Raw genomic sequence first — 23,057 nt, 5'->3', positions numbered from 1 at the left:
CATGGCATGCTCCGTGAGACGGGGGCGGTCACTCCTCGGTGGGCCCGAGGTCGGGTGTATCACGCAGGTGGACGTGGCGGGTGGTGGCGGCATGGAGTTCGAGGACGGTGATCTCGTTGGGTCCGGGTCCGAGGACGGGCGCGGGCACGTAGAGGCTGCCCTGGGGTCCTCGGGACCAGTAGCGGCCCAGCGGGAAGCCGTTGATCCAGGCGACGCCCTTGGTCCAGCCGTCGAGGTGGAGGAAGGTGTCGGCGGGCTCGTCCACGGTGAAGGTGCCGTGGTGGAACGTCGGCCCCACCGGCTGCCGGGCGGGGTCGGCGGGGTGGTGGACGAAGGTGTCGGGGCGGTCGAGGGGCAGGGCGCGGCTCCGCCAGGCGGCGGGCGGGTGCCCGTTGACCGTCGTGCGGCCGATGAGGCCCTTGCGGTCGTGGAGTCCGGGTCCGTAGTTGACGCGTCCCTGGTTCTCCACGAGTACGGCGAGCCGGGCTCCCGGGCGGGGCACGGTGAAGGCGAGGGCGTGTTCGTGGTTCTCGCGTTCCAGGACGCCGACCGGTTGGCCGTCGACGAAGACCTGGGCGCGGTCGTGGACCTGCTCGACGTGCAGGACGGCTGGTCCGGGCGTGGGCAGGTCGGTCTCGTGGAGGACGAATCCGAAGGGCCGGCCGAGTTCCTCCATGGTCAGCGGGCGGTCGGCGGTCACCGGGGTGCCGAGGGTGTCGGCCTGTTCCAGCAGGCCGGCCGTGGGGGTGAGTTGCACCGGTCCGAACGCGGCCTTGGGGGCGGTGGGAGGCAGGGGCTCGGAAGGAACGGGTGCGTGGCGGGCGATGACCTCGCGGAAGGCTTCGTACTTGGGGGTGGGGTCGCCGGCTTCGTCGAGGAGGGCGTCGTAGTCGTAGGAGGTGACGGTGGGACGGTAGGTGCCCTTGTCGTTGGCTCCGTTGGTGAAGCCGAAGTTGGTGCCGCCGTGGAACATGTAGATGTTGACGGAGGCACCGGCGGCGAGCAGGCGGTCGAGGTCCGCGGCGGCGTCGGCCGCGTCGCGGCGGGTGTGGATGCCGCCCCAGCGGTCGAACCAGCCGATCCAGAACTCCGTGCACATCAGCGGGCCGCGCGGCCGGTGCTCGCGCAGGGCGGCGAGCCCGGCGGTGACGCGGCTGCCGAAGCTGGCGGTGGGCAGGACGCCGTCGAGGCTGCCGCGCACGAGATCGGAGGGCTGGTCGCAGGTGAACAGGGGATCGTCCACGCCGTGGCGGCGCAGCATGGCGGCGAGTTCGGCCAGGTAGGCGGTGTCGTCGCCGTGGGCGCCGTACTCGTTCTCGACCTGGACGGCGAGGATCGGCCCGCCGTTGCTTCCCAGGTAGGGGTGGAGCGGGGGCAGCAGGGCGCCGAAGTACTCGTCGACGGCCCGCAGAAAGCGGGGGTCGCTGCTGCGCAGGACGAGGTCCTCCTCGGCGAGCAGCCAGGAGGGCAGGCCGCCGCCCTCCCATTCCGCGCAGATGTACGGGCCGGGTCTGAGCAGGACGTGCAGTCCTTCGGCCGCAGCGGCGTCGAGGAACCGGGGCAGGTCGAGACCTCCGTCGAGATGGAACTCCCCGCGGCGCGGGGCGTGCAGGTTCCACGGGACGTAGGTCTCGACCGTGTTGAGGCCCAGCAGCCGTGCCTTGCGGAGTCGGTCGGCCCACTGCTCCGGATGGACGCGGAAGTAGTGCAGGGCTCCGGAGATGATGCGGAACGGTCGGGTGTCGAGACGGAAGCCGTCGTCGACGATCTCCAGTCGGGGCATGGCTGTGGTGCTCCTCAGGGGTACGGATCCGGTTGGTTCAGCCGCGCGGGCGGCACAGCAGGGCGTCGGGAACGCCGCCGTGGTTCCACTTCCACGTGTAGGCGACGCCCGCGAGGTACTCGTCGTCGGCGCACTGGCCCTTGTAGTGGCCCGGAGCCCAGTCGCTGCCGGTCGAGCCTCCGGTGGCGGGCCGGTTGTCACCCTTATCGAACCAGACCGCGCGGCCGGTGGTGGGCAGGGAGCCCGCTGCGGGGGCGCACAGGAGGGCCGACATGGCGTTCTTGTGCACGCTGTAGCCGACCGCGAACGTGTTGTCGGGGCACTGGAGCTTGTTGTAGCCGCTCGCCCAGTCGCCGCCGGTGACATACCGCTCGTCGGTGACGACGGTCCAGGCGCCGTTCCCCTTCGTCGGCTGACCGGCGTCGGTGCACAGTCCGCGGCTGTCGCTGCGGCCGAGGCCGACCAGCCGCTGGCCGTCGGGGCAGTTGCCCTTGCGGTTGCCCGGAGACCAGTCCGGCTTCGCCAGCATGGTGGCGGAGACGTTGTAGTCGGCGTAGTCCAGGTTGAGCATGTTCCAGCGGGGGGCGGGGGCGATCCGGCCGGTCTTGCCGGGGGCGTTGACGAGCTTGTTCCAGTCGGTGGCGCGCCAGTCGCCGGCGTCCATGACGCCCAGCCGTGTGCCGTCCGCGCTGTAGTTGACCATGGCCCAGTTGTCCTGCGGTGTGCCGCTCGTGTCGGTCCAGCCGACCAGGGGCCAGATGGCGAAGTCGGTGTCGTTCTTCACCAGGATGTCGGTGAAGTTGGCGAACCAGGCACGTTCCTTGGCGTCGATGTCGCCGCGGCCTGCGGCGCCGAACTCGCTGATCCACACGGGTGCGGTGAAGTGCTGGCCGGACCGGGTGACGAACAGGGCCTGGTCGTCGACGACCTGGGCGAGCTGTGCGGGGGTGAATTCCTCGTAGCGCGGGTCGTGCGTCTCGCCCACTCCGGTGGCACCGGTGTGGTTCGGGCCGGTGTAGCCGTAGAAGTGGGCCGCGTAGACGAGTTTGTCGGAGCGGATCAGGGTGTTGGACAGGGTGGCGACGGGGGTGAGTGTCGGGCGGCTGTGGGGGGTCAGGTCGGTGGGTATCCCCTGCCAGTTGATGCCCTCCATGATGACGAGCATGTCCGGATTGGCCTGCAGGATCTTGTTGCCGGCTTCTTCCAGGGCCTTGTTGAGGTCGTGGTCGTTGCCCCAGCCCCAGTTGGCGTCGTTCCAGGTGTCGCGACGGACCTCGTTGCGCAGATCGGCTCCGACGACCCGCTTGTCGGCCTGGTAGCGCTTCGCCAGGAACACCCAGTCGTCGATCCACTGCTGGGTCGTCTGGCCGCTGTTCCAGCGCTCGTTGCCGTCCAGGCCGCAGCAGAAGCGGTAGCTGGTGGTGTGGTTGTTGAGGATGACGGCGAAGCCGTCTGCGGTCAGGGCTCCGACGACGGCGTCGAGCACCTGCAACGGGGTCTTGCCCTTGAGCTGCGGGTTGGCGGCGACGGCCGAGTCCGGGACGGCGCTCGTGTCGTGGATGAGTGCGTTGGCGAACGGGAGCCGGATGCTGTTCAGGCCCAGGGCGTGGAAGTCGGCCAGGATCTGGGCCATCGGCTTGCGGTCGAGGCCGAGCGGGATGTTGTTCGACATCTGCCTCGCCTGGTGGTTGGCGACGTCGCCGACGTCGCCGCTGCCCTCCCAGGTGCCCTGGGCGCCCGCCCAGTTGCCGGACTTGAGCTTGAACCGGTCGCCGTCGGCGTCGACGACGTATCGGTCCCGGGTGGAGAGCGGGGCGGTCCATGAGGCGGCGAGCTGTGCGCCGGTGAGGGCCGGGGGCGGCGGTGCCGTCCCCGTGTCCACCGCGGCGGCGGTGGGGGTGAGGGTGCACAGGAGGAGCGCGGACGACGTGGCGAGGGCCGCGGTCGCGCGTCGGAGCAGGGTGATGCGAGGTGTCACGGGAAAGCTCCTTGCGGGTGGGGGACGTGTGCCTGCCTTGTGCGTGGTGCGGAACGGTGTGGTGCGGTGGATCAGCCCTTGAGGCCGCTGGTGGCGATGCCCTCGACGATGTAGCGCTGGGCGACGAGGAACATGACGACCAGGGGCGTGATGGTGACGACGGCGCCGGCGAAGAGACCGGGCAGGTTGATGGTCTGCGAGGTGAGGAAGGTGGACAGCGCGATCTGCGCGGTCCAGGCGGACGGGTCCTGGCCGATGACCAGCGGCCACAGGAAGGCGTTCCAGCTGTCGATGAAGGACAGCGCCCCGAGCGAGGCCAGCATCGCTCCGGAACTCGGCAGGGCGATCCGGCGGTACAGGCCGAGCCAGCCGAGGCCGTCGAGCCGTCCCGCCTCTTCGATCTCCTGCGGGAACTGGAGGTAGAAGTTGCGGAACAGCAGGACCGCGAACGGATTGAAGAGGCCGGGCACCATGATGCCCCACAACGTGTTGACGCCTCCCATGGAGCCGACGACGAAGGTCGGCACGAAGGTGACCGAGCCGGGGATCATCAGCGTGGCCACCACGAGGGCGAGCAGCACGCCGCGTCCGGGAACCGGAATCCTGGCGAGGGCGTAGCCGGCGGCGGAGGCGAGGAGCGTGGAGACGGGCGCGGTGACGGCGGCGATCACCAGCGAGTTGACGAGGGAGGGGCCCATGGCGACGGCGGGGTCGTCGAACAGGGCGGTGAAGTTCTCGAAGTGCATCGTCGAGGGCCACCACGTCCACTCCGGCGCCGTCAGGCTCTGGGAGTCCATCAGCGCGTTGCGGAGCATCAGGTAGAACGGCACCAGGAAGACCGCGGTCAGCAGGCCGATGAGCAGGCCGCGTGCCAGCAGGCGCACGTTTCGGGGCAGTCCGGGCAGGGTGATCATGCGCTTCTCATTCTCCGCTCCTGCCGAATCCGGTGAACCGTCCCTGGAGCAGGGTCACTCCGACGATGAGGCCGGTGAGCACGAAGGCTCCGGCCGAGCCGAGGCCGTAGTTCTGGCTGCCCATGGCGGTGTCGTAGAGGTGGACCAGCGGTGTCTTTACGGGGGCGGTGCCGGTTCCCGCCAGCCCGCTGTTGAACAGGTTGTAGAACTCGTCGAATGCCTGGAAGGCGGCGATGAACAGCAGCATCAGCACGGCGACGGCGGTGTTGCGCAGCATCGGCAGGGTGATTTTGGTCAGCAGCCGCCGGCCGGTGGCGCCGTCGAGCGCGGCGGCTTCGTAGATCTCCCTGGGGATGGCCTGGAGCCCGGCGAGGAAGAGCACCATGTAGAAGCCGACTTGGAGCCACAGGCGCAGCGTGACGAGGACGATCCAGTAGAGCGGTGGCGAGGCGGACTGCAGCCAGGGCACCGGATCCGCACCGAACCATCCGCCGATCATGTTGGCGATGCCCGACGGCAGGCCGTTGAACAGGCACATCTTCCACAACAGTGACGCGGCGACGTACGAGACGGCCGCGGGGATGAGGAAGGTGGTGCGCAGCAGGGACCGGCCGCGCCGGACCCGGTGCACCAGCAGGGCGAGCCCGAGGGAGGCGGCGAAGGTGACCGGCACGATGAAGGCGGTGAACACCAGGATCGTGAGCAGCGAGTCACGGAACGCCTGATCGGACAGGAGGGTCTGGTAGTTGTCGAGTCCGACCCAGTGGCCGAGGGCGATGGTGCCGCGCGCGTCGCTGAGGCTGAGCAGGAAGCTCCAGCCGATCGCGATGTACTTGAAGACGCCGAGCCCGATTAGTGTCGGCGCGGTCAGCAGGAGGAACGCGATCCAGCCGGACCGGCCGACGCGGGGCCGGGCCTTACGGGCCCGGCCGGTGCGGGCGGCGCCCCGCGGGACGATTGCGGGGTGCCCGGCCCGCTCGGGCTTCGGCGTGATGTCGGTCGCCGGATTCATCGGTTTCATCGGCCGAGCTGCTTGTCGATCTCGCGCTGGGCCTTCTTCACCGTCTCGGCCAGGAGAGCGGCCGGATCGCCCTGCCCGCCGGCGATCTTCGCCGCGGTCGCGTTGAACGCGTTGCTCACGGCGGTCTCCCAGGTTCCGGGGTAGTGTTTTCCGTACTTCGCCGCCAGATCCACGGCCTCCTTGGCGGTGCCTGCGGAGAGCTTCTTCGCGGTTGCCGCCACGGACGTGCGCGGCGGGACGTGGAAGCCGTAGCTCTCGGCGAAGTCCTTCTGCAGGTCGGACTGCTGGACCCACAGCCACTGGACGAACTTCTTGGCCGCTTCCACGTTCTTGCCCTTGGCGTTGACGCAGCTCGTCCAGCCGCCGACCCGTACGACGGGAGCGCCGCCGGCCTTGTACGTCGGCCACGGCAGCACGCCGAAGTCGTCGCCGAGCGCGGGCGAGATGGCGGGCATCGCCCACAGGCCGCACCACTGCATCGGCACGACGCCCTGGATGAAGGCGGCGGGGTCCCACCAGTCGGTGGTGAACCCGAGCAGCAGCGACTTGTCGTCGTGCAGGCGCTTCAGACCGGTCAGTGCTTCGAGTGCCTGGGCCGAGCCGAACGCCACCTTGCCGTCGGGGGTCACGAGGTCGCCGCCGTTGGAGAAGACGTTGAGGATCGCGGAGTCGCCGATGCCGTCGTTGCCGACGAACAGGCCCTTGTTCTTCTTGGTGGTCAGGGCCTTCGCCGCGTCGACGAGACCGTCGAAGGTCGTGGGCGGGGTGATCCCGGCCTTCGACAGGATGCTCTTGCGGTAGTAGAGCATCATGACGTCGTCGATCTCCTTGACGCCGTAGAGCTTGCCGTCGACGGTGACCGACTCGATGGCGTTGGTGTTGAAGTCGCTCTTGGCGCTGCCGTACACGTCGTCGAGCGGGGCGATCTGGCCGCGGCGGGCGAGGGCCTCGCTGAAGTCGCCGATCTCGAAGACGTCGGGGGCCGCGTCGGTCAGCAGGGTCGCGTAGAGCTTGCTGGAGTAGTCGCCGGGAACCCAGGTCACCTTGACGGCTATGTCCGGGTTGGCCTTGGTGAAGGCGGTGGCGTAGCGGAGCGCCGCCTGCTGGGCGCCGGCCTCGCCGTAGGCGTGGTACCAGACGTTGAGGGTGGTCTTCGCTCCGGAGGAGGAGCCGCCGGTGGGGTCGGTGCTGCAGGCGCTCGTCAGGACCGTTCCGGCGGTGACGAGCAGCGATCCCGTGAGGAATCCGCGTCGGCTAAGCTCGACTCTGCGTGCGCTCATGTGCGTGTCCTTCTGTGAGGATCTGTGCGGGGCGGATGTGCTCCCTGGCTGGTGCCTTCGTCAGTGCTTGCCGGCGGAGGAGGGCGGTGGCCGGGGAGTCGTACTCGGCGGCTGCGAGGACGACGGTTGCTGCGTCGGTCATCCGGCGCCGGTCGTGATGGTGGCCGCGGGCTGTGGGAAGAGGGCCTGGATGGCCACGGCGGCGCCACCGCGGGCCCACTCCTCCCAGGGCAGCGGGCGCAGCAATAGCGGGCACCGGGACGCCGCTCCGAAGGCGTGTGCGGCGTATGCGTCCTGGATGTGGCGGCTGAACAGGTCGTAGGCGTCGACTCCTTCGCCGCTGACGACGACACGCTCCGGGCCGACGAGGTTGACCAGCGCGGCGATGCCGACCCCGATGGCCTGTCCGGCCCGGGCGAAAGCCTCGCGGGCAGCGGGATGGCCCTCGCGGGCCATGTCGACGGCCTCGTCGAACGTGAGACGCGGGTTCGTGGCGGCGTGGCGGACCGCTGCGAGTATGGCGTCGGTCGAGGCGATCGCCTCGACGCAGCCGCGAGCGCCGCAGCGGCAGAGCGGTCCGGCGGGGTCGACGCAGAGGTGTCCGACCTCGCCCGCGACGCCATGGGCGCCTCTGAGCAGGTGACCGTTGACGACGAGGGCGGAGCCGATGCCCGCGCCGATGGTGACCAGGGCGAAGTAGCCGGTGCCGATGCCTTCGCCGAACCAGTGCTCGGCGACGGTCAGGGCCCTGACGTCGTTCTCGACGGTCACCGCCAGGCCGGTGGAGGCGCTGAGCAGTTCGCCGAGCGGGACGTCGCGCCAGCCGAGGAGGCCGGAGTGGCGGAGCCGGCCGCTGTCGCGGTCCACGTCGCCGTTCACGGCGACGCCGAGGTGGCGCGTACGGGCCCGGAACGCGGGCTCGGCGTCGAGCAGTTCGTCGACCAACTCGGCGACGAGGGCCGCGACGACCTCGGGGGCGCACGAGTCGAGGGGCCGGGCGGCCGTGTCCCGGATGCCGGCCCGCAGATCGCAGACGGCGCCGAAGAGCTGGTCGGAACTGATCTTCAGTCCGACGAAGTACTCCCGGTCGGGAGCGACCGCGAGCGGGTTGACCGGTCGGCCGGCGCCGGGTGCGGTGCGCTCCGGCGGGAGTTCGTACAGGTAGCCGTCGTCGATGAGCGGCCTGGCCGCCTTGGTGACGGCCGTCGAGGAGAGCCCCGTCCGCCGCGCCAGTTCCACTCTGCTGAGCGGTCCCTCCGCGAGGAGCAGGGTGAGGACCGCGGTCTCGGCGGGTGCACTGACCAGAGGCTGGGAGTGATGTCGAAGCACGGGTGCAACGTAGAGCAAATAAATAACTTCTTCCAGTATTGATTTGGGAGTTGGGACCGTCCTACGCTCGGGGCCGCCTCCGTGCCCGTCCCGGGGCCCCGGATCGCGGCGTCGGTCGTGCCCTCGCCACGCCGCCCTGGATACGACCCTGTTCCTCTCCGCACGTCAGGGGACCCATTCCGTGCTCGTCACGCTCCCGCTCGTCACCTTCGATCCCGCTCTCGGCCTCGCGGTCCTGCGCACGCCGAACAGCCAGTACGCGCTCCGCGTCGCCCCCGACGGCAGCCCCCGGCACCTCCATTGGGGCGCCCCGCTCGACACCGCCGCCCTCGCCTCGATGCCCAAGCCGCTCTCCCCGGCCGCGAGCAGCTTCGAGGCCGACGCCGCCGCCGACGAACTCGCACCGCAGACCGGGGCGCGATTCGGACCGGCCGGCCTTCAGGTCCGCTTCGCCGACGGTACCCGGGGCGCCCAGTGGCGCTTCGCCGGGCACACCATCGACGGCGGGGAGCTGCGACTGTGCCTCGAAGACCGCCACCGCCCCCTGCGGGCCGAACTGTGCTACCGCGTCCGGCCCGGCACCGACGTCGTCGAGCGCTGGACGGAACTGACCCACACCGGGGCCGCGGACGGCCCGCCGGAGCCGGTCACCGTCGACCGCCTGGACTCGGCCTCCTGGACCGCTCCTGCCCTGCCCGACTACCGGCTCAGCCACCTGGTCGGCGGCTGGAACAGCGAGTTCCAGCTCCGGCGCGACCCACTTCCCGTCGCCGAAACCGTACTGACGAGCCGTCGGGGACTCACCGGCCACCACGCGAACCCCTGGCTGGCCCTGGACGACGGCACCGCGACGGAGGAGCGGGGCGAGGTGTGGAGCACCGCGCTCGCCTGGAGCGGAAGCTGGCGCGTCACGATCCACCGCGATCCGGTCGGCCGCACCACCTGGACCGGCGGCTTCGGTCACGAGGGCCTCAGTTGGACCCTGCGGGCGGGGGAGAGCCTTCGCACACCGGTGTACGCCGGCCTCTACAGCCCGCACGGCTTCGGCGCGGCCGGGCGCGCCTGGCACGACTACGTACGCGGGCACGTGCTGCCGGAGCCCGAACGGGACCGGCCGGTCCTCTACAACTCGTGGGAGGCCACCGGATTCGACGTCGACGAGGCCGGCCAGATCCGTCTTGCGCACCTGGCCGCCCGGCTCGGTGCGGAACTCTTCGTCCTGGACGACGGCTGGTTCGGCACCCGCCGCGACGACCGGTCCGGGCTCGGCGACTGGACCCCCCGCCCCGAGGCGTTCCCCCGCGGGCTGCGTCCGCTCGCCGACGAGGTGCACCGCCTCGGCATGGCCTTCGGGTTGTGGGTGGAGCCGGAAATGGTCAACCGTGACAGTGAGTTGTACCGCGCCCATCCGGACTGGGTCGTCCACTCCCCCCGCCTCGACGCCACCGAGCTGCGCAACCAGCTGGTGCTGAACTTCGCCCGGCCCGAGGTCGAGGCATGGGCCCTGGAGACCCTCGACCGGCTGGTGCGCGAGCACGACGTCGACTGGCTCAAGTGGGACGCCAACCGGCCCTTCACCGAGGCCGGCTGGGACGGGCACCCGGACCCCGACCGGCTGTGGATCGACCACACCCGGGCCGTCCACCGGGTCATGGACCGGCTCCGCGCCGCCCACCCCGGGCTGCGCATCGAGGCGTGCGCGGGCGGCGGCGGCCGCGTCGACCTCGGCATCCTCGCCCGCACCGACCAGGCGTGGACCTCGGACAACACCGATCCGGTCGACCGGATCGGCATCCAGCACGGCTTCGCTCAGCTCTTCCCCGCCCAGGCCATGGCCGCGTGGGTCACCGACAGTCCCAACCCCGCCACCGGCCGGCGCACACCGCTGCGCTTCCGCTTCCACGTCGCCATGGCCGGGGCGCTGGGGCTCGGCGGGGACCTGACGTCCTGGTCCGACGAGGAACTCGTGGAGGCCGCCGAACTCGTCGCCCGGTACAAGCAGATCCGCCCCCTCGTGCAGCGGGGACGCCGGCACCGCGTCACCCCGGACGGCCCCGTGACCGCCGTGCACTACGCGGCGCCCGACGACAGCGACCACGCGGTCCTCGTCTGGCGCCCCACCACCCGCTTCGGTCACCGCCCCGCCCCCGTGCGGCTGGCCGCGCTCGACGCCGGGGCGCACTACCTGGACCCGGACCTGGACCGGGTGTACAGCGGCGCCGTCCTGGTGCACCAGGGCATCGACCCGCGGCTTCCCGCCGGCGACTACGCCAGCAGCCTGATCCGGCTCCGCCGCGTCGGCCCCTGAGCATCACGCCCCTCCGCGCCCGCGCCCCGCCTTCCTCTTTCGCCCACGACACGTCTGGATGCGCCCATGGACACCCCGCAGGACACCTCCCGGAACGCCGCCCGCGTACTGGTGGTCGGCATCGACGGCGTACGCCTCGACCTGCTCCCCGAACTCGCCACCCCCCATCTCGACGGGATCGCCCGCGCGGGCTTCCTGGCGCCCGTCGAGGTGGACTCCGTGACCCCGACGATGTCGGGCCCGTGCTGGACCACCATCGTCACCGGCGTCGGGGTCGCCAAGCACGGGGTGTGGGCCAACCGCTTCGACGGCAACCGCCTCGACGTCTTCCCCGATTTCACGACCCGTCTCGCCGCCGACTGCGGGCGGCGGACCTTCGCCGTCGGAGGCTGGGCGCCGCTCTTCCTCGCGCAGGACGGCGGTCCGCTGTTCGTCGCCCCGGCCCGGCTCTCCTACGTCGCTCCCCGCGAGGACACCCCCGAAGCGTGGGAGGAGGTGGACGAGAAGGTGACCGCCGAGGCGGAACACCTCCTCGGCGTGGACGACGACCTCCACGCCGGCTTCGTCTACCTCGGCGCCGTCGACGAGACCGCCCACTTCCTCGGCTGCGGCCAGGAGTACCGCCGGTCGATCGAGGCCGCCGACCAGCGGCTCGGCCGCCTGCTCACCGCCGTACGGCAGCGTCCCGGCCATGCGGCGGAGGACTGGACGGTGATCGTGGTGACGGACCACGGCCACCGCGACGAAGGGGGCCACGGGGGACGCAGCCCGCAGGAGCGCACGGCCTGGATCGCCGCGTGCGGTCCCGGTCTGCCCGCCGGGACGGCTCCGCCGGCCCTCCACCACGCCGACGTCGCCGCCCATGTCTACACCGCCCTCGGCATCACCCCCGACCCCCACTGGACCTTGGACGGCACCGCCTTCACCGCCTGATCCGACGGGGGACCTCCGGGGACACCACCCCCTCTCCGCCGGACGCGGCGCAGTCCGTCGCGGCGTCGCCCTTCGGCGACCAGTGGTGGCAGGACCCCTGTGCCCTCCACATCGGCGGCGTGACGGTCAGCGTCCGTGCTCCCGGCGGTGGCGTCGGCGCGGCGTCCATGCTGTGCCGTCCCACCGCGGGCGGGGCCGCGGGCGGTCAGGCGGACATGCCGGACGCGGCTTGAGAGAGCTCGCGGACGAACTCCTCCGCCCGGGGCCATGCGCCGTGGCCGGAGGCGGGGTTGAGGTGTCCGACCGGGCCGAGATCCACGAGGCGGCTCCCCCATGCCCGGGCGAGGTCGGCGACGCGTTCGGCATCCGCCAAGGGATCGTTCGTGCTCGCCGCCACGATGCTGGGGAAAGGCAGGGGTGTCCGCGGCGTCGGCGTCCAGCCGTTCTCGCGCAAGGCGTCCGGGGTGGGGTAGCCGTCCGGCAGCGGGGTGTCGAAGTCGGGCGGCGTCGCCAGAAGCGCGCCCTGGACCGGGCGCCGGTGCCGTTGCGCCCAGTGCACTGTGGTCATCACCCCGGCGCTGTGGGCGACCAGTACGACGGGGCCGGAGATCTCCGACAGTACCTCGTCCAGTGCGGCTACCCGGGCGTCGCGGCACAGCCCGTCCTTCTCCAGCGGGGGAACGGTCCGGGCGCCGGCGATCTTGTCGGCGAGGATGGTCTGCCAGTGGTCCGGCACGTGATCGCGCAGTCCGGGAACGATGACGACGGTCGGCCGTGTGCGGGGACTCATGACTGCAACTCCGCTTTCTTGAGCGCCAGGTCGGGGAGCAGCCCCAGACGGCGCAGGTCGTTTTCGTAGGAGAACTTGCCGATGGCGAAGGCCACGCTTCCCGCGAGCGCGACGAGCGGGATCACCTGCAGTGCGCCGAGCAGGCCCAGGCGGTCCGCGAGCATGCCCGTCACCGCGGGCCCGGGGGCCAGCCCGAGCAGGCTGTTGGCCAGAGTGAGGGTGGCGAAGGCCGTCGCCGCAATGGCGGCGGGGGTCAGATTCGCCACCATGGCGGCCGCCGGACCGGCGGTGCCGCCGGCCACCAGGGTCCCGGCCGCGATCAGCACGAGCTGCGGCGGGCCCACCGGCAGGTGGAATCCCGTCATCAGCAGTACGAACGACCCGAGGGAGCAGACAATCGCAACGATCCACTTCCGGGCCGCGGCCTTCCGGCTGAGGCGGTCCGCGACGGCCCCACAGAGGATCATGCCGACGCCACTGATCAGCGCGAAGACCCCGGCGGCCAGGCCGGCCTTCGCCGGAGGCATGTCGTAGTACCGGTCCAGAAAACTGGGCAGCCACGCGAGCAGGGCCATCGCGATGAACAACTGCAGCCCGCTGCCGATGTAGGCGCAGATCACGGAGACCGAGGAGAACAGCCGCGGCAACTGGGTCCGGATGGGGGCGCGTTCACCGGGCGCGGCAGGGTCACGGATGGATGCCGGGCCCAGTCTCTTCTCGGTGACCACGAGCCCGTAGACCGCGGCCAGGACCAGTCCGAGGATTCCCATCACGCCGAACGCCCAGCGCCAGCCGTACTCCTGGGCGATCACACCGCCGGCCGACACGCCCAGCACGGATCCGAACGACCCTCCCGCCATGAAGGCGCCGGAGAGCGTGGCCCGCAAGCCGATGGGGAACACGCTGAGGACCACCGCGATGCCGACGCTCCCGTAGGCGGCCTCTCCGACGCCCACCATGAACCGGCCAAGGAACATCTGGCCGTAGCTCGCGGAAACGGCGCAGCCCAGGGTCGCCAGGCTCCACGCCGTCGCGGCGATGACGAGGATCCTGATCCGGCCCCAGCGGTCCGCCAGAAGCGACAGGGGGAAGGTGAGCACACCGACCATCAGGGCCACGATGCCGCTGAGAGAGCCCAACTGGGCATCGGAGAGCAGCCACTCCGCTTTCAGCAGGGGAAAGACCGCGTTGAGGACCTGTCGCGACATGTAGTCGGACAGCAGAAGCCCGAAACCGAGGGCGAACACCAGCCAGGCGTAGCTGCGGGACACAGCCGGTGCGACGGGAGACGTCCCGGGCACCGTCGTGCCGGCAGTGTGCAGTCCCATGGGCATCACCTTTCGTCTCTGGGTGCGGCTCAGAAGGGACTGTCGCCGACGATTCCCGCGCGCTCCATCTTGCGGACGGCGGGCCAGTAGTCCTGGACGGCGTAATGCTGGGTGGAGCGGTTGTCCCAGATGGCGACGCTGTTCTTCTGCCAGCGCCAGCGCACCTGGTACTCGGGGACGGCCGCCTGGCTGATCAGGTGGTTCAGGAGGTTGCCCGCTCCGGGCGCGTAGTCCTGGCCGAAGCGCACGTTCTCGGGCGTGTGGAAATTGACGAAGTGCGTGGTGAAGGCGTTGACGAAGAGAATCTGTTCGCCGGTCTCCGGATGGGTACGCACCACGGGGTGCTCGGGGTCCGGGAAACGGGTCTTGAGCTGGTGGCGTTGCTCCGTCGGCATCACGGCTCCGAAGGTCGCCTCGATGCTGTGCCGTGCGCGCAGGCCCGCGATCTGCCTCTTGATGTGCTCCGGCAGTCTGCGGTATGCCTCGGCCATGTTGACCCAGATCGTGTCACCGCCCACGTCCGGTGTTTCCACGCAGCGCAGCACGGCGCCCATGGGCGGGCACGCGCGCCAGGTCGCGTCGCAGTGCAGCGCGTTCTCGTAGTGCTCGGGTTTGCTGTCCAGATCCTTGTAGATGCGGACCAGCCCGGGGTGGTCGGGGTCGCTGCCGACCACGGGATGGTCCTCCAGCGGGCCGAAGCGCCCGGCGAAGGCGATGTGTTCGGCGCGCGTGATGTCCTGGTCACGCAGGAACAGCACCTTGTACCGCAGCAACAGCGCCTTGATCTCGGCGAACAGATCGCCGTCGCGCGCGGCGTCGCCCAGGTTCACACCGGACAGTTCGGCGCCGATGGTGCAGGTCAGCGGCTCAACCTCGATCGAGGTACGGAGGACGCCCGGACGCACCAGGGCGGGCGTTTCTTCCTTCGGACGGACGGTCTGGGACATGTGCTCACTCCTCGGGAGGTGACGTGGGGGGCACGGCGAGCTCAGAGGACGAAGACGGAGGATCCCGTGGTCCGTCCCGCTTCCAGGTCGCGATGGGCCTGTACGGCGTCCTGAAGTGCGTAGCGCTGGTTGGTCTCGATCTTGATGCGACCGGCCGCGACGTGTCCGAACAGTTCACCGGCCAGGGCGTCCCGTTCCGCCGGATCGGCGATGTAGTCGGCCAGCGCGGGACGGGTCACGAACAGCGAGCCGTGGATGGCCAGTTGCATGGCGTCGAGCGGCGGGACCCCGGAGGCGGTGCCGAAACACACCAGCAGGCCGCGGCGTTGCAGCGAGGCCATGGAGCCGGCGACGGTGTCCTTGCCGATGCTGTCGAAGACGACGGGGACTCCCTTGCCGTCGGTCAGTTCACGCACTCGCTCGGCAACGTTCTCGCGCCGGTAGTAGATGATGTGCTCGCAGCCGTGGGCGCGGGCGACCTCGGCCTTCTCCTCGCTGGAGACCGTGCCGATCACCGTGATGCCGAGCAGTTTCGCCCACTGGGAGACGATCAGGCCGACGCCGCCGGCCGCCGCGTGGAGCAGAACGGTGTCGCCGGGGTTCAGCGGATGGATCCGGCGCAGCAGGTACGCCGAGGTGAGTCCTCGCATGGTCATCGCCGCAGCGGTCTCGCAGCCGATCTCGTCCGGCAGCTTGATCAGTGAATCCGCGGGCATGACCCGCTCCGTGCTGTACGCGCCCAGCGGGCTGCCGGTGTAGGTCACGCGGTCGCCCTCGGCGACATGCGACACACCCGCGCCCACGGCCTCGATCACACCCGAGGCTTCCACACCGAGCCCCGCGGGCAGCGGAGCCGGGTACAGGCCCGTGCGGAAATAGGTGTCCGCGAAGTTGAGTCCGACGGCGACGTGCCGGATCCGTACCTCGCCCGGACCGGGGTCGCCGACAGTGACCTCTTCCCACCGCATGACATCAGGGCCACCGGTTTCGTGGAATCGAATGGCGTGTACCAAGGCGTGCTCCGTTCGCTCGTGAGTGGGACTGCGTGGGCGGCGGCGGCACGACGACCCGGGCCGCCGCCAAGGGGGTCGGGTCAGCTCTTGGGGTCGCGCAGCATGGAACCGCGCCGGCCGGGGCGGCGGTTGGGCACCATGCCGAGCCGGTCCAGGGTCTCGTCGGCGTCCGCGTACCACTCGCCGATCCTGTAGATCTTCTTCGCCTCCGGTCCGGTGGCGATCTCACGCCCGAGCGCCTGGGCGATGGTGACCATCTGCTCGACCTGCTCCACGGAGGACATCCGTTCGCCCTTGTGCCGCCACAGGTTGTCCTCGTTGCCCACCCGCACGTGCGTGCCGAGGGCGATGCCGATGGCGTTCATCGGCGCCACCGCGCGCATGGATGCCTCGATGGTGAGTACGGCGCCGTCCGGGACCCGGCGGATGAACTCGATCAGGTCGGCCGGGTGCCGGCCGGCGAACCCGCCGCCGATGGCGACGTAGTTGAGCACCAGGGGCCCGCTGTAGATGCCCTTGCGGATCAGCCGCTCCACGGTCTCCAACTGGGCCAGGTTGGCGAGTTGGAAGTGCGGCTGGATGCCGCCCGCACGGAGCCGCTCGAGATGTTCGAGGTAGAAGTCCGGCCCGGCCTCGACCACCATGTCCCGATATGCCTTGTAGTAGCCCGGCTTGGCGATCGAGGTGCCCTCGATGTCCTCGTCGTCGAAGAGCTCGACGATGTTCATCTGGTTGGTGTTGATCGCGATCGTCACCTGATCGGGCCGGGGAGTGATCTCGGCCAGCATGTGGCGGGTGTCGTAGCTGAGCCACTTGGCGTCGCCGCCCTCGTCCTCGGGGGCGAAGGAGATCGACCCGCCGATCTGCAGGACCATGTCCGGCACGGCCTCGCGCAGGCGGGCCATCAGCTCGTTGAACATGGAGATGCGCTTGGATCCGTGGCCGTCCAGTTCGCGCACGTGGATGTGCAGCACCGTGGCGCCGGCGTTGTAGCAGTCGACGGCCGCCTGCACGTGCTCGTCCATGGTGAGCGGCAGGTCGTCGGCGTCACCGGGCAACCACTCCGGCCCGTAGGGCGCGGCCTGGATGACGAGCTTCTCCTGGTTCTCCGGGTACAGGGAGTCGTCGAAGAAGTGCATGGTCCATCTCCTTTGTCGGATGGTCTTCACTCGCCGCACGCATCACTGCCTGCGATGCGAGGCCCGGAGGGCTTGCGAGGAGCGGACGCGGGAATGCGGACGGGGTTCCCGGGCTCGCGGAGGTCTCGGATACGATCAGCGGGCCCGGGAGAGAACCTTCGGCTGCGGGCAGGGTTTCTTCCCGCCCTCTGTGATCGGCCATGTCCCTTGCGGTGAGGCAACGTTAAGTGCGCTCCACGGCATGCGCTTGACCGAGGGTGACGGAAGACTTACCGCTTGGGGACACGCCTAGTGCCGTGACCGGCAGGGTTTGCCCGGAAGGAGCGTCGTCCGGTGCGTGCGATCGCAAGGCGGCCGGAAGCCCTCGGATGGGATGTCGAGAGCTCGGGGAAGGGCTACGTGGGCTTGTGGCCGACGCCGCGAGCAAGGGGGGCTCCCCCGCTCGAACGAAGCTGAGAGCTCGGGGAAGTGCCGGGCGGCGCGACGGGGCAGACGTTGCCGGGAAGGGCACGCCGCGCGGGCGCCGTGCCCGGACGGACGGGACATGGCGTGAACGGCCGTTCCACGTCCCTGTGCAAAAACCTCGGTGGTCACTCCTCGCCGGACGGCTGCTGCCCGGTCCCGCCGGCCCGCCACTGCCTGGGGCTGCAGCCGAACCGCTCGCGGAACCAGCGCGAGAAGGCGCTCGGTGCCGAGAATCCCAGGAGCCCGGAGATCTCCGTGAACGAGCGGCGCGGGTTCGCCACGAGTTGCTCCGCGAGCTGGGCACGTGTGGCGTTGAGAACGGCGGAGAACGTCTCGCCCGAGGCCGCGAGGTGCCGGTGGATCGTCCTGCGGTCGATGCCGAGGCTGTCTGCGACCTGCTCGATCGAACAGCGTCCGGTGGGCAGCAGGACTTCGATCAGCTCACGTACGCGGTCCAGCACGGTGGTGTCCCTCGAGACCGCGAGGGACTCGAAGTACTGCCGGGCATAGGTCCGCAGCAGCGGGTCCGACATGGGGTTGGGAGCCTCGAGGTCGCCGGCGTAGAAGACGATCCCGCTGAACTCCCGGTTGAATTCCACTGCGGGGCCGAAGAGACGCCGGTGGGTACCGGGATCCGGCGGCGCGTCGTGCGCGAAGCACACGGACAACGGCTGCCATCGGGCGCCGAGGAAGCTGCGGAGGACCCCGTGGAAGGCACCCACGGCCAGCTCCGTGGCCTGGCGGGCGGCCATGGCCTCACCCAGTTCCAGGCTGACCTTGAGGGTGACCAGGCCGTTGGCCCCGGAGAGCCGGCTGCGGAGCATCTCGTTGTACATGTGCTCGTGGCGGACGAGCAGTTCGAGGACGCTTCGGACATCGGGCTCGTCGCGCAGGACCAGACTGATGGGGCCGAGATTGGAGAAGCTGCGCCGCTCGGCGAGGAGCAGGCCGAAGTCGCCCCGCCCCGAGGCCGTTGCGGAGAGTTCGAGCAGTTGGACGACCGCCGTGCCGGGTATCCATCGGTCCTGGACCGCGAGGCCGACGGGGTCCAGGCCCACCCGCTTCATCAGAGTCCGTGCGTCGATGCCCAGCGACTGACTGACCTCGACATAGTTGTTCAGCGCTGCATTGCGGACAAGAGGCTTCATGGGCGCGCTCCAAGGGATTTTGTCCCCAAGTGATAAGTGAGACGTCACGTCACGTCAAGCCTTCGGCCACGTGGTGACCTAGCGTGGCAGCACTGCGGTTGGGTCCTCCCCCTGGAAACGGTGCCCCGGCCGATCGGAAATCCAGCGGAGAGCACCATCGGACCTCGGCTGCTGTCGACGCCAACGGTGACCGCCACCAACCCGGACGGAAGAGGAAACCGAATGAACAACCTCGCCACGCTCCTGGCCGAATCCGCGAGGGCCGACGGCGACCGTATCGCCGTCCGGCAGGATGAGATCGCCCTCACCTATGCCCAACTCAACGATATGAGCGCGAGGTTCGCCTCACTGTTGCAGACCAGGGGCGTGCGGCCGGGCGATCGCGTGGCGTTGGTCATGCCCAATGTCACCTGCTTCCCGGTCGCGTACTACGGCATCCTCCGCTGCGGCGGCGTGGTGGTACCGATGAATCCACTGTTGAAGGCCCGCGAAATAGGCTTCGCCCTCCGGGATTCCGGATCACGGATCGTGGTGACGTTCCCGCCCTGCGCGGACGAGGTCGCACAGGCTGCGGCACAGACCGGGGCGGAATGCCTGGTCACCGACTCGACCGCGTTCGACATCCCGGTGCGGGCGACCGAACCGATGGCCCGCATCGTCGACCGGTCGGACGACGACACCGCCGTGATCCTCTACACATCGGGCACGACAGGAACCCCGAAGGGCTCCGAGCTGACCCACCGCAACCTGATGACCAACGCGGCCACCGCGGCCGAGACGCTGCTCCACGTCGGGCCGGACGACGTACTGTTCGGGGGCCTGCCGCTGTTCCACGCCTTCGGGCAGACCTGCGCTCTCAACACTGCCGTCGCCGCGGGCGCCACCCTGACGCTGCTGCCGCGGTTCGAACCGGCCAAGGCGCTGGAGATCATGCGACACGACGGGGCCACCGTCTTCCTGGGCGTGCCCACGATGTACACCGCCCTGCTCCAGACCGGGATCCCCGAGGGCTTCGACCTCTCACGACTGCGCCTGGCCGTTTCCGGCGGTGCTTCCTTGCCGGTCGAGGTGTTGCACGACTTCGAACGGACCTTCGGTGTCACGGTGTTGGAGGGTTATGGACTGTCGGAGACATCGCCCGTCGCTGCGTTCAACCCCCCGGACAGGCCCCGCAAGGCCGGCTCGATCGGTCTCCCGATCCGCGGGGTCGAGCTCAAGGTCGTGGCGGACGACGGCGCCTCGGTGGGCCCGGGTGAGGTGGGTGAGATCGCGATCCGCGGCGACAACGTGATGAAGGGGTACTGGAATCGTCCGGACGAGACCGCGGACGCCATCCGGGACGGGTGGTTCCACAGCGGCGATCTGGCGCGTGTCGACGAGGACGGCTACTACTTCATCGTCGACCGGAAGAAGGACCTCATCATCCGTGGCGGATACAACGTCTACCCGCGCGAGATCGAGGAGGTGCTCTACGAACACCCGGCCGTCGCGGAGGCCGCGGTCGTCGGCGTGCCGCACGAGTCCTACGGAGAGGAGGTGGCCGCCGTCGTGACCCTCCGCAACGGTGCGCAGATCACGGCCGATGAGATACGCGACCATGTCAAACAGCGCGTGGCGGCGTACAAGTATCCCCGGATCGTCACCTTCACCGACGAACTCCCCAAGGGAGCAACCGGCAAGATCCTCAAACGGGAGATCGTCGTCGAGCAGCCGGGACGCCGCTGAGAGCCTCACCGTCAGTCCTGGAGTCCGCCGAGCCAGCGCAGGGCGGTCTTGCTCGGCAGGAAGCAGTACTCGCCGCCGCGGGTGACGACGAAGCGTGGCAGCGGGGTGAGGCGCCGTCGCAGCGGCCTGCGGGGAATGGTGAAACCGGTGGCCCCGTCATGAGATCCGGTGACGGGGTCCTTGGTGCTGCCCGCGCCGAAGAAGACGCCGTCGTTCATCCATTCCGACTGGACGAACTCGAACTGCCGCCCGAGGTGGGCTCCGATGAACGCGAACATCAGGCCGCGGTCGGCCCCGTCGTCCACCAGGACTCCCTCGGGCAGCAGCGGACCGTAGACGGCGCCGCGTCTGATCATGCGGTGCAGGCGTACTTCTCCCGCCACCGAGGCGTCACGGGGGTTGGCCCGGCGGATGTGACAGCCGCGGGGCGTGACGAATCCCGTCGGATCGTCTCGTTCGTACAGGAAGGTGTTGCGGCGCTGCCCGTCGGTGCCGATAGCGGGGTCGTCGCGCTGCGGGCTGAGCGCGAGGGGGGCTCCGCTGCGCCAGCGTCCCATGATCTTGGCCGCGAGGAGTTCCTCGTCTTCGGGAGAGGTGGCGTTGTCCCGCAGATAGCGCCGGAACGCGGCGACGTCCTGATGGAGCTTGCGGAAGGCCGCGTAGCTGCCGTTGCGCCCCAGCACCTGGGGCCGCGGGGTCTGGAGACCGCCGAGCTCGTCCCGGTAACCGAGCACGAACTCCCCGCTCTTCAGCGGGGCTTCCAGCCGGTTCGACCCGGCGATGCCGCTCCCTTCGATGGCCGGATGGCTGACCCCGTCGCGATAGCCGAAGTGCTCGGTCTCGGTGGGCAGCGCGTAGCAGTCCTGCCGCCAGATCGCGGTCACACCGGGAAGGTGGTCGTAGGCGGGACGGGCCCGGTCGAGGGCCGCCTCCAGGCGCGGGGGGTCGGGCGCGAGGGCCGTGAACACCACGTGGACGTGCGGCGTGCCCAGCGGTGCTTCCCAGTTCTCCGGGGCGCTCTCGCCGACGTCGCCCAGCGTTCTGGCCCGGGCGGCCATCCCCTGCCGGAACTCCCAGGCGAACGTGTCCAGTGATGCGCGCGGCACGCCCAGGGCCTCCAGCCCGTGGCAGGAGACCGCGACACTGACCCAGGTGTCTCCCCGGGGGCTGACCGGGTCGGCGGCGGACGTCACCACCGTGCTCGCGCGCCGCATCAGCTCGCGTCCGTCCGCCCGGTCATCGACGCGGAACACGAGGTAGGTCGCCGCGTAGGGAGTCGGCCGGGGGCTGAGAACCCCGCGCTGGATATCGTCGAGTTCCAAGGCGACGTGCGCAGGTCCGCTCACGGTCGGCCTCCCTCCGGCACTACTTCGAAACGAGGTTCCGCCAGAAATTCCGCAGACTCTCGTCGCCGCCGAACAGCGAACTGAAGATCGTGGAGTCCGCGAGCAGCACGTCGCCGGCCCGCTCACCGCTCGGAGGCATCCACAGGAACATGTTGAACTCGGTGTTGCCGGCCTCGATGAACGGATGCTGCCTGGAGGTGTCGATCGGCTGCCTGGCCAGCACGTGGACGACATCCGGCTCGTCGGTCGTCACGGCGTAGTGCGGCAGGTGCATATGGAAGTTGAAGTTCGTCACCCCTTCCAGCCACCCTTTCGCGTCCAGGTCCCTGGCCGTGGAGAGCGGGGCGATCCTCTTTCCTTCCCGCACCGCGGGGCGCAGTCCGTAACGGTTCTCGACCGGCACCGCAAGGCCCCGCATCAAGCCGCGGACGTGGGTGGCGAAGCGCTGCTGGCGGGGAACCAGGGGGTCGCCGTGATGGCGGTACTCCACGTCCCGCACGGCCGGATCGTCCGATGCCCCGACGTCATGATGCGGCCCCAGCACCAGGCAGGCGTCCTCCCGGCCGAGGAAGGCGCGCAGGGCCTCGACCTCCTCGGGCCGGGCTTCCTGCCCGGTGACCATGTGGTCCAGCCCGAACACGAAGAGGGTGTCGGTGTCGGCCAGTACGCGTTCGTCGAGCGGGGTCCGGAATCCGGCCTGGTCGATGCGCTGATACACGGGGACGGGGTGCCCGGTGACCTCCTCGACGAACTGTTGGAACGGCACCCAGGCCCAGAAGAACAACTCCAGTGCGCCGGAAATGCCCTGCTGGAACTGCAACGGGTCGGACCACTTCGGGTCCTCGTAGGCCGGCCACGTCGCTCGCCTGACCTCCGTCATCGTGGAGAACCGGTTGTCCAGTTCGGCCGGGTTCCTGCCCGCCTCGGCCGGATAGCTCCACGAGACGTAGATGCTCACCCGTCGCCGACCAGGAGTGTGTGCGCGCGGAACGTGGTTCTGGTTGTAGGTGCGCGCGGTCCTGACCTCGCTCATCTCGTCTCCGATCTCGCCAGGGGACAGGCACACGACGGGTCGACGCTCACTGCAACTGGTCGAGCATCTCCGACAGAGCCTCCTTGATCCGCAGAGCCTTCTTGATCTCATCAGCGGACACGTACGGGTACTCTCCGTACTCGATGAAGCTCGGACAGTGGTGTTCGCGCACGAACCTGACGAACGCCTCGGGATTGGTCCGCCAGTCCTCGGGGAACCCTTCGAGGTTCTCGAAGGCCGTGCTGACCCCGGCCTTGCCGAAGAGCGCGATCGCGTCCTCGGTGTACTTGTCGAAGTCGGTGTCGAAAATCCCCTGATACATGAAGCGCGTGTCGTCGTCGAAGAGCACCCAGCGCAGGTAGTGCAACTTCAGCGGCGCCAGGAGATGGGGGTCTTCCTCCAAAGCCTTGGCCAGGGTGCGGCCGTACTCCCGCATCGCCTGGGCACGGCCCGGCTTGACCTTCGCGACGACGGTGAACCCGTAGCACGCCGGTGTCTTCGGAAAGACAGGGCCGTACTTCCCCTGCTCGAGCCGGTCGCTCTCGGGGATCACGGCCGCCTGCGGCTTGATCTCCAT

At 69.8% G+C, this 23,057-nt stretch carries 18 protein-coding genes; 3 read left to right on the top strand and 15 right to left on the bottom strand.

Features of this window, described 5'->3' with window-relative positions; all coding sequences use genetic code 11:
• Positions 1-28 precede the first annotated feature (28 nt).
• The 6 genes from ACGF2V_RS17585 to ACGF2V_RS17560 form a co-directional block, all read right to left on the bottom strand.
• Positions 29-1,783, bottom strand: a complete 1,755-nt coding sequence (locus ACGF2V_RS17585; protein ID WP_362624345.1) for a beta-galactosidase family protein — start codon at positions 1,781-1,783, stop codon at positions 29-31.
• A 37-nt stretch (positions 1,784-1,820) separates the two neighbouring features.
• The gene (locus ACGF2V_RS17580; protein WP_362706879.1) at positions 1,821-3,761 is read right to left on the bottom strand and encodes a cellulase family glycosylhydrolase; all 1,941 of its coding nucleotides are present in this window, start codon (positions 3,759-3,761) and stop codon (positions 1,821-1,823) included.
• Positions 3,762-3,832: 71 nt separating this feature from the next.
• Positions 3,833-4,675 (bottom strand): carbohydrate ABC transporter permease, encoded by an 843-nt coding sequence (locus tag ACGF2V_RS17575; protein WP_362706877.1) that lies wholly within the window; start codon positions 4,673-4,675, stop codon positions 3,833-3,835.
• Positions 4,676-4,682: 7 nt separating this feature from the next.
• The gene (locus ACGF2V_RS17570) at positions 4,683-5,696 is read right to left on the bottom strand and encodes a sugar ABC transporter permease (RefSeq protein ID WP_362706874.1); all 1,014 of its coding nucleotides are present in this window, start codon (positions 5,694-5,696) and stop codon (positions 4,683-4,685) included.
• Complete coding sequence (locus tag ACGF2V_RS17565; protein ID WP_362624337.1) at positions 5,693-6,976, bottom strand: sugar ABC transporter substrate-binding protein; 1,284 nt, start codon at positions 6,974-6,976, stop codon at positions 5,693-5,695. The genes ACGF2V_RS17570 and ACGF2V_RS17565 overlap by 4 nt, the downstream gene beginning before the upstream one ends.
• Positions 6,977-7,114: 138 nt before the next feature.
• Positions 7,115-8,305, bottom strand: coding sequence for an ROK family transcriptional regulator (locus tag ACGF2V_RS17560; RefSeq protein ID WP_362706872.1), 1,191 nt, complete (start codon positions 8,303-8,305; stop codon positions 7,115-7,117).
• A gap of 181 nt (positions 8,306-8,486) precedes the next feature.
• Between ACGF2V_RS17560 and ACGF2V_RS17555 the strand changes: the two genes are divergently transcribed.
• Positions 8,487-10,613: an alpha-galactosidase gene (locus tag ACGF2V_RS17555; protein ID WP_362706870.1), complete on the top strand. Its 2,127-nt coding sequence runs from the start codon at positions 8,487-8,489 to the stop codon at positions 10,611-10,613.
• Positions 10,614-10,679: 66 nt separating this feature from the next.
• Entirely contained in the window at positions 10,680-11,546 is an 867-nt protein-coding gene (locus ACGF2V_RS17550; RefSeq protein WP_362624331.1) for an alkaline phosphatase family protein, read from the top strand.
• Positions 11,547-11,751: 205 nt separating this feature from the next.
• Here the strand turns inward: ACGF2V_RS17550 and ACGF2V_RS17545 are convergent, their stop codons facing one another.
• The 6 genes from ACGF2V_RS17545 to ACGF2V_RS17520 all read right to left on the bottom strand — a co-directional run bounded on the left by ACGF2V_RS17545 (position 11,752) and on the right by ACGF2V_RS17520 (position 18,376).
• Positions 11,752-12,336 (bottom strand): alpha/beta hydrolase, encoded by a 585-nt coding sequence (locus ACGF2V_RS17545; protein WP_362624329.1) that lies wholly within the window; start codon positions 12,334-12,336, stop codon positions 11,752-11,754.
• Positions 12,333-13,664: an MFS transporter gene (locus ACGF2V_RS17540; RefSeq protein ID WP_362706867.1), complete on the bottom strand. Its 1,332-nt coding sequence runs from the start codon at positions 13,662-13,664 to the stop codon at positions 12,333-12,335. The genes ACGF2V_RS17545 and ACGF2V_RS17540 overlap by 4 nt, the downstream gene beginning before the upstream one ends.
• A gap of 29 nt (positions 13,665-13,693) precedes the next feature.
• Positions 13,694-14,611 carry a TauD/TfdA family dioxygenase gene (locus tag ACGF2V_RS17535; protein ID WP_362706864.1) on the bottom strand — a complete coding sequence of 306 codons (918 nt, stop codon included), beginning with the start codon at positions 14,609-14,611 and terminating at the stop codon, positions 13,694-13,696.
• Between the two features lie 41 nt (positions 14,612-14,652).
• A complete protein-coding gene (locus ACGF2V_RS17530) occupies positions 14,653-15,624 on the bottom strand; it encodes a quinone oxidoreductase (protein WP_362624324.1) in 972 nt (323 codons plus the stop codon).
• A gap of 80 nt (positions 15,625-15,704) precedes the next feature.
• A complete protein-coding gene (locus ACGF2V_RS17525; RefSeq protein ID WP_362706862.1) occupies positions 15,705-16,763 on the bottom strand; it encodes a 3-keto-5-aminohexanoate cleavage protein in 1,059 nt (352 codons plus the stop codon).
• A 590-nt stretch (positions 16,764-17,353) separates the two neighbouring features.
• On the bottom strand, positions 17,354-18,376 hold the full coding sequence (locus ACGF2V_RS17520) for an AraC family transcriptional regulator (protein WP_362624320.1): 1,023 nt from the start codon (positions 18,374-18,376) through the stop codon (positions 17,354-17,356).
• 222 nt (positions 18,377-18,598) lie between these two features.
• Between ACGF2V_RS17520 and ACGF2V_RS17515 the strand changes: the two genes are divergently transcribed.
• Positions 18,599-20,101, top strand: a complete 1,503-nt coding sequence (locus ACGF2V_RS17515) for a long-chain fatty acid--CoA ligase (RefSeq protein ID WP_362706860.1) — start codon at positions 18,599-18,601, stop codon at positions 20,099-20,101.
• Positions 20,102-20,112: 11 nt separating this feature from the next.
• Here the strand turns inward: ACGF2V_RS17515 and ACGF2V_RS17510 are convergent, their stop codons facing one another.
• The 3 genes from ACGF2V_RS17510 to ACGF2V_RS17500 are packed head-to-tail and all read right to left on the bottom strand — an operon-like array spanning position 20,113 to position 23,057.
• On the bottom strand, positions 20,113-21,447 hold the full coding sequence (locus tag ACGF2V_RS17510) for a Dyp-type peroxidase (protein WP_362706857.1): 1,335 nt from the start codon (positions 21,445-21,447) through the stop codon (positions 20,113-20,115).
• A gap of 19 nt (positions 21,448-21,466) precedes the next feature.
• Positions 21,467-22,480: a hypothetical protein gene (locus ACGF2V_RS17505; protein WP_362706855.1), complete on the bottom strand. Its 1,014-nt coding sequence runs from the start codon at positions 22,478-22,480 to the stop codon at positions 21,467-21,469.
• 46 nt (positions 22,481-22,526) lie between these two features.
• Positions 22,527-23,057 carry a hypothetical protein gene (locus ACGF2V_RS17500; RefSeq protein ID WP_362624312.1) on the bottom strand — a complete coding sequence of 177 codons (531 nt, stop codon included), beginning with the start codon at positions 23,055-23,057 and terminating at the stop codon, positions 22,527-22,529.

The organism is Streptomyces sp. NPDC047982 (assembly GCF_043204165.1).
Taxonomy (GTDB): domain Bacteria; phylum Actinomycetota; class Actinomycetes; order Streptomycetales; family Streptomycetaceae; genus Streptomyces.
The sequence above is the reverse complement of the archived record's forward strand: the minus strand, read 5'-3'. Positions and strand labels throughout refer to the sequence as shown.

What these genes read in the sequence shown, in the direction of transcription:
- ACGF2V_RS17585 (WP_362624345.1), bottom strand. Translation starts at nt 1,783, where the DNA reads ATGCCCCGACTGGAGATCGTCGACGACGGCTTCCGTCTCGACACCCGA.
- ACGF2V_RS17575 (WP_362706877.1), bottom strand. Translation starts at nt 4,675, where the DNA reads ATGATCACCCTGCCCGGACTGCCCCGAAACGTGCGCCTGCTGGCACGC.
- ACGF2V_RS17570 (WP_362706874.1), bottom strand. Translation starts at nt 5,696, where the DNA reads ATGAAACCGATGAATCCGGCGACCGACATCACGCCGAAGCCCGAGCGG.
- ACGF2V_RS17565 (WP_362624337.1), bottom strand. Translation starts at nt 6,976, where the DNA reads ATGAGCGCACGCAGAGTCGAGCTTAGCCGACGCGGATTCCTCACGGGA.
- ACGF2V_RS17550 (WP_362624331.1), top strand. Translation starts at nt 10,680, where the DNA reads ATGGACACCCCGCAGGACACCTCCCGGAACGCCGCCCGCGTACTGGTG.
- ACGF2V_RS17545 (WP_362624329.1), bottom strand. Translation starts at nt 12,336, where the DNA reads ATGAGTCCCCGCACACGGCCGACCGTCGTCATCGTTCCCGGACTGCGC.
- ACGF2V_RS17540 (WP_362706867.1), bottom strand. Translation starts at nt 13,664, where the DNA reads ATGGGACTGCACACTGCCGGCACGACGGTGCCCGGGACGTCTCCCGTC.
- ACGF2V_RS17535 (WP_362706864.1), bottom strand. Translation starts at nt 14,611, where the DNA reads ATGTCCCAGACCGTCCGTCCGAAGGAAGAAACGCCCGCCCTGGTGCGT.
- ACGF2V_RS17525 (WP_362706862.1), bottom strand. Translation starts at nt 16,763, where the DNA reads ATGCACTTCTTCGACGACTCCCTGTACCCGGAGAACCAGGAGAAGCTC.
- ACGF2V_RS17520 (WP_362624320.1), bottom strand. Translation starts at nt 18,376, where the DNA reads ATGAAGCCTCTTGTCCGCAATGCAGCGCTGAACAACTATGTCGAGGTC.
- ACGF2V_RS17515 (WP_362706860.1), top strand. Translation starts at nt 18,599, where the DNA reads ATGAACAACCTCGCCACGCTCCTGGCCGAATCCGCGAGGGCCGACGGC.
- ACGF2V_RS17505 (WP_362706855.1), bottom strand. Translation starts at nt 22,480, where the DNA reads ATGAGCGAGGTCAGGACCGCGCGCACCTACAACCAGAACCACGTTCCG.
- ACGF2V_RS17500 (WP_362624312.1), bottom strand. Translation starts at nt 23,057, where the DNA reads ATGGAGATCAAGCCGCAGGCGGCCGTGATCCCCGAGAGCGACCGGCTC.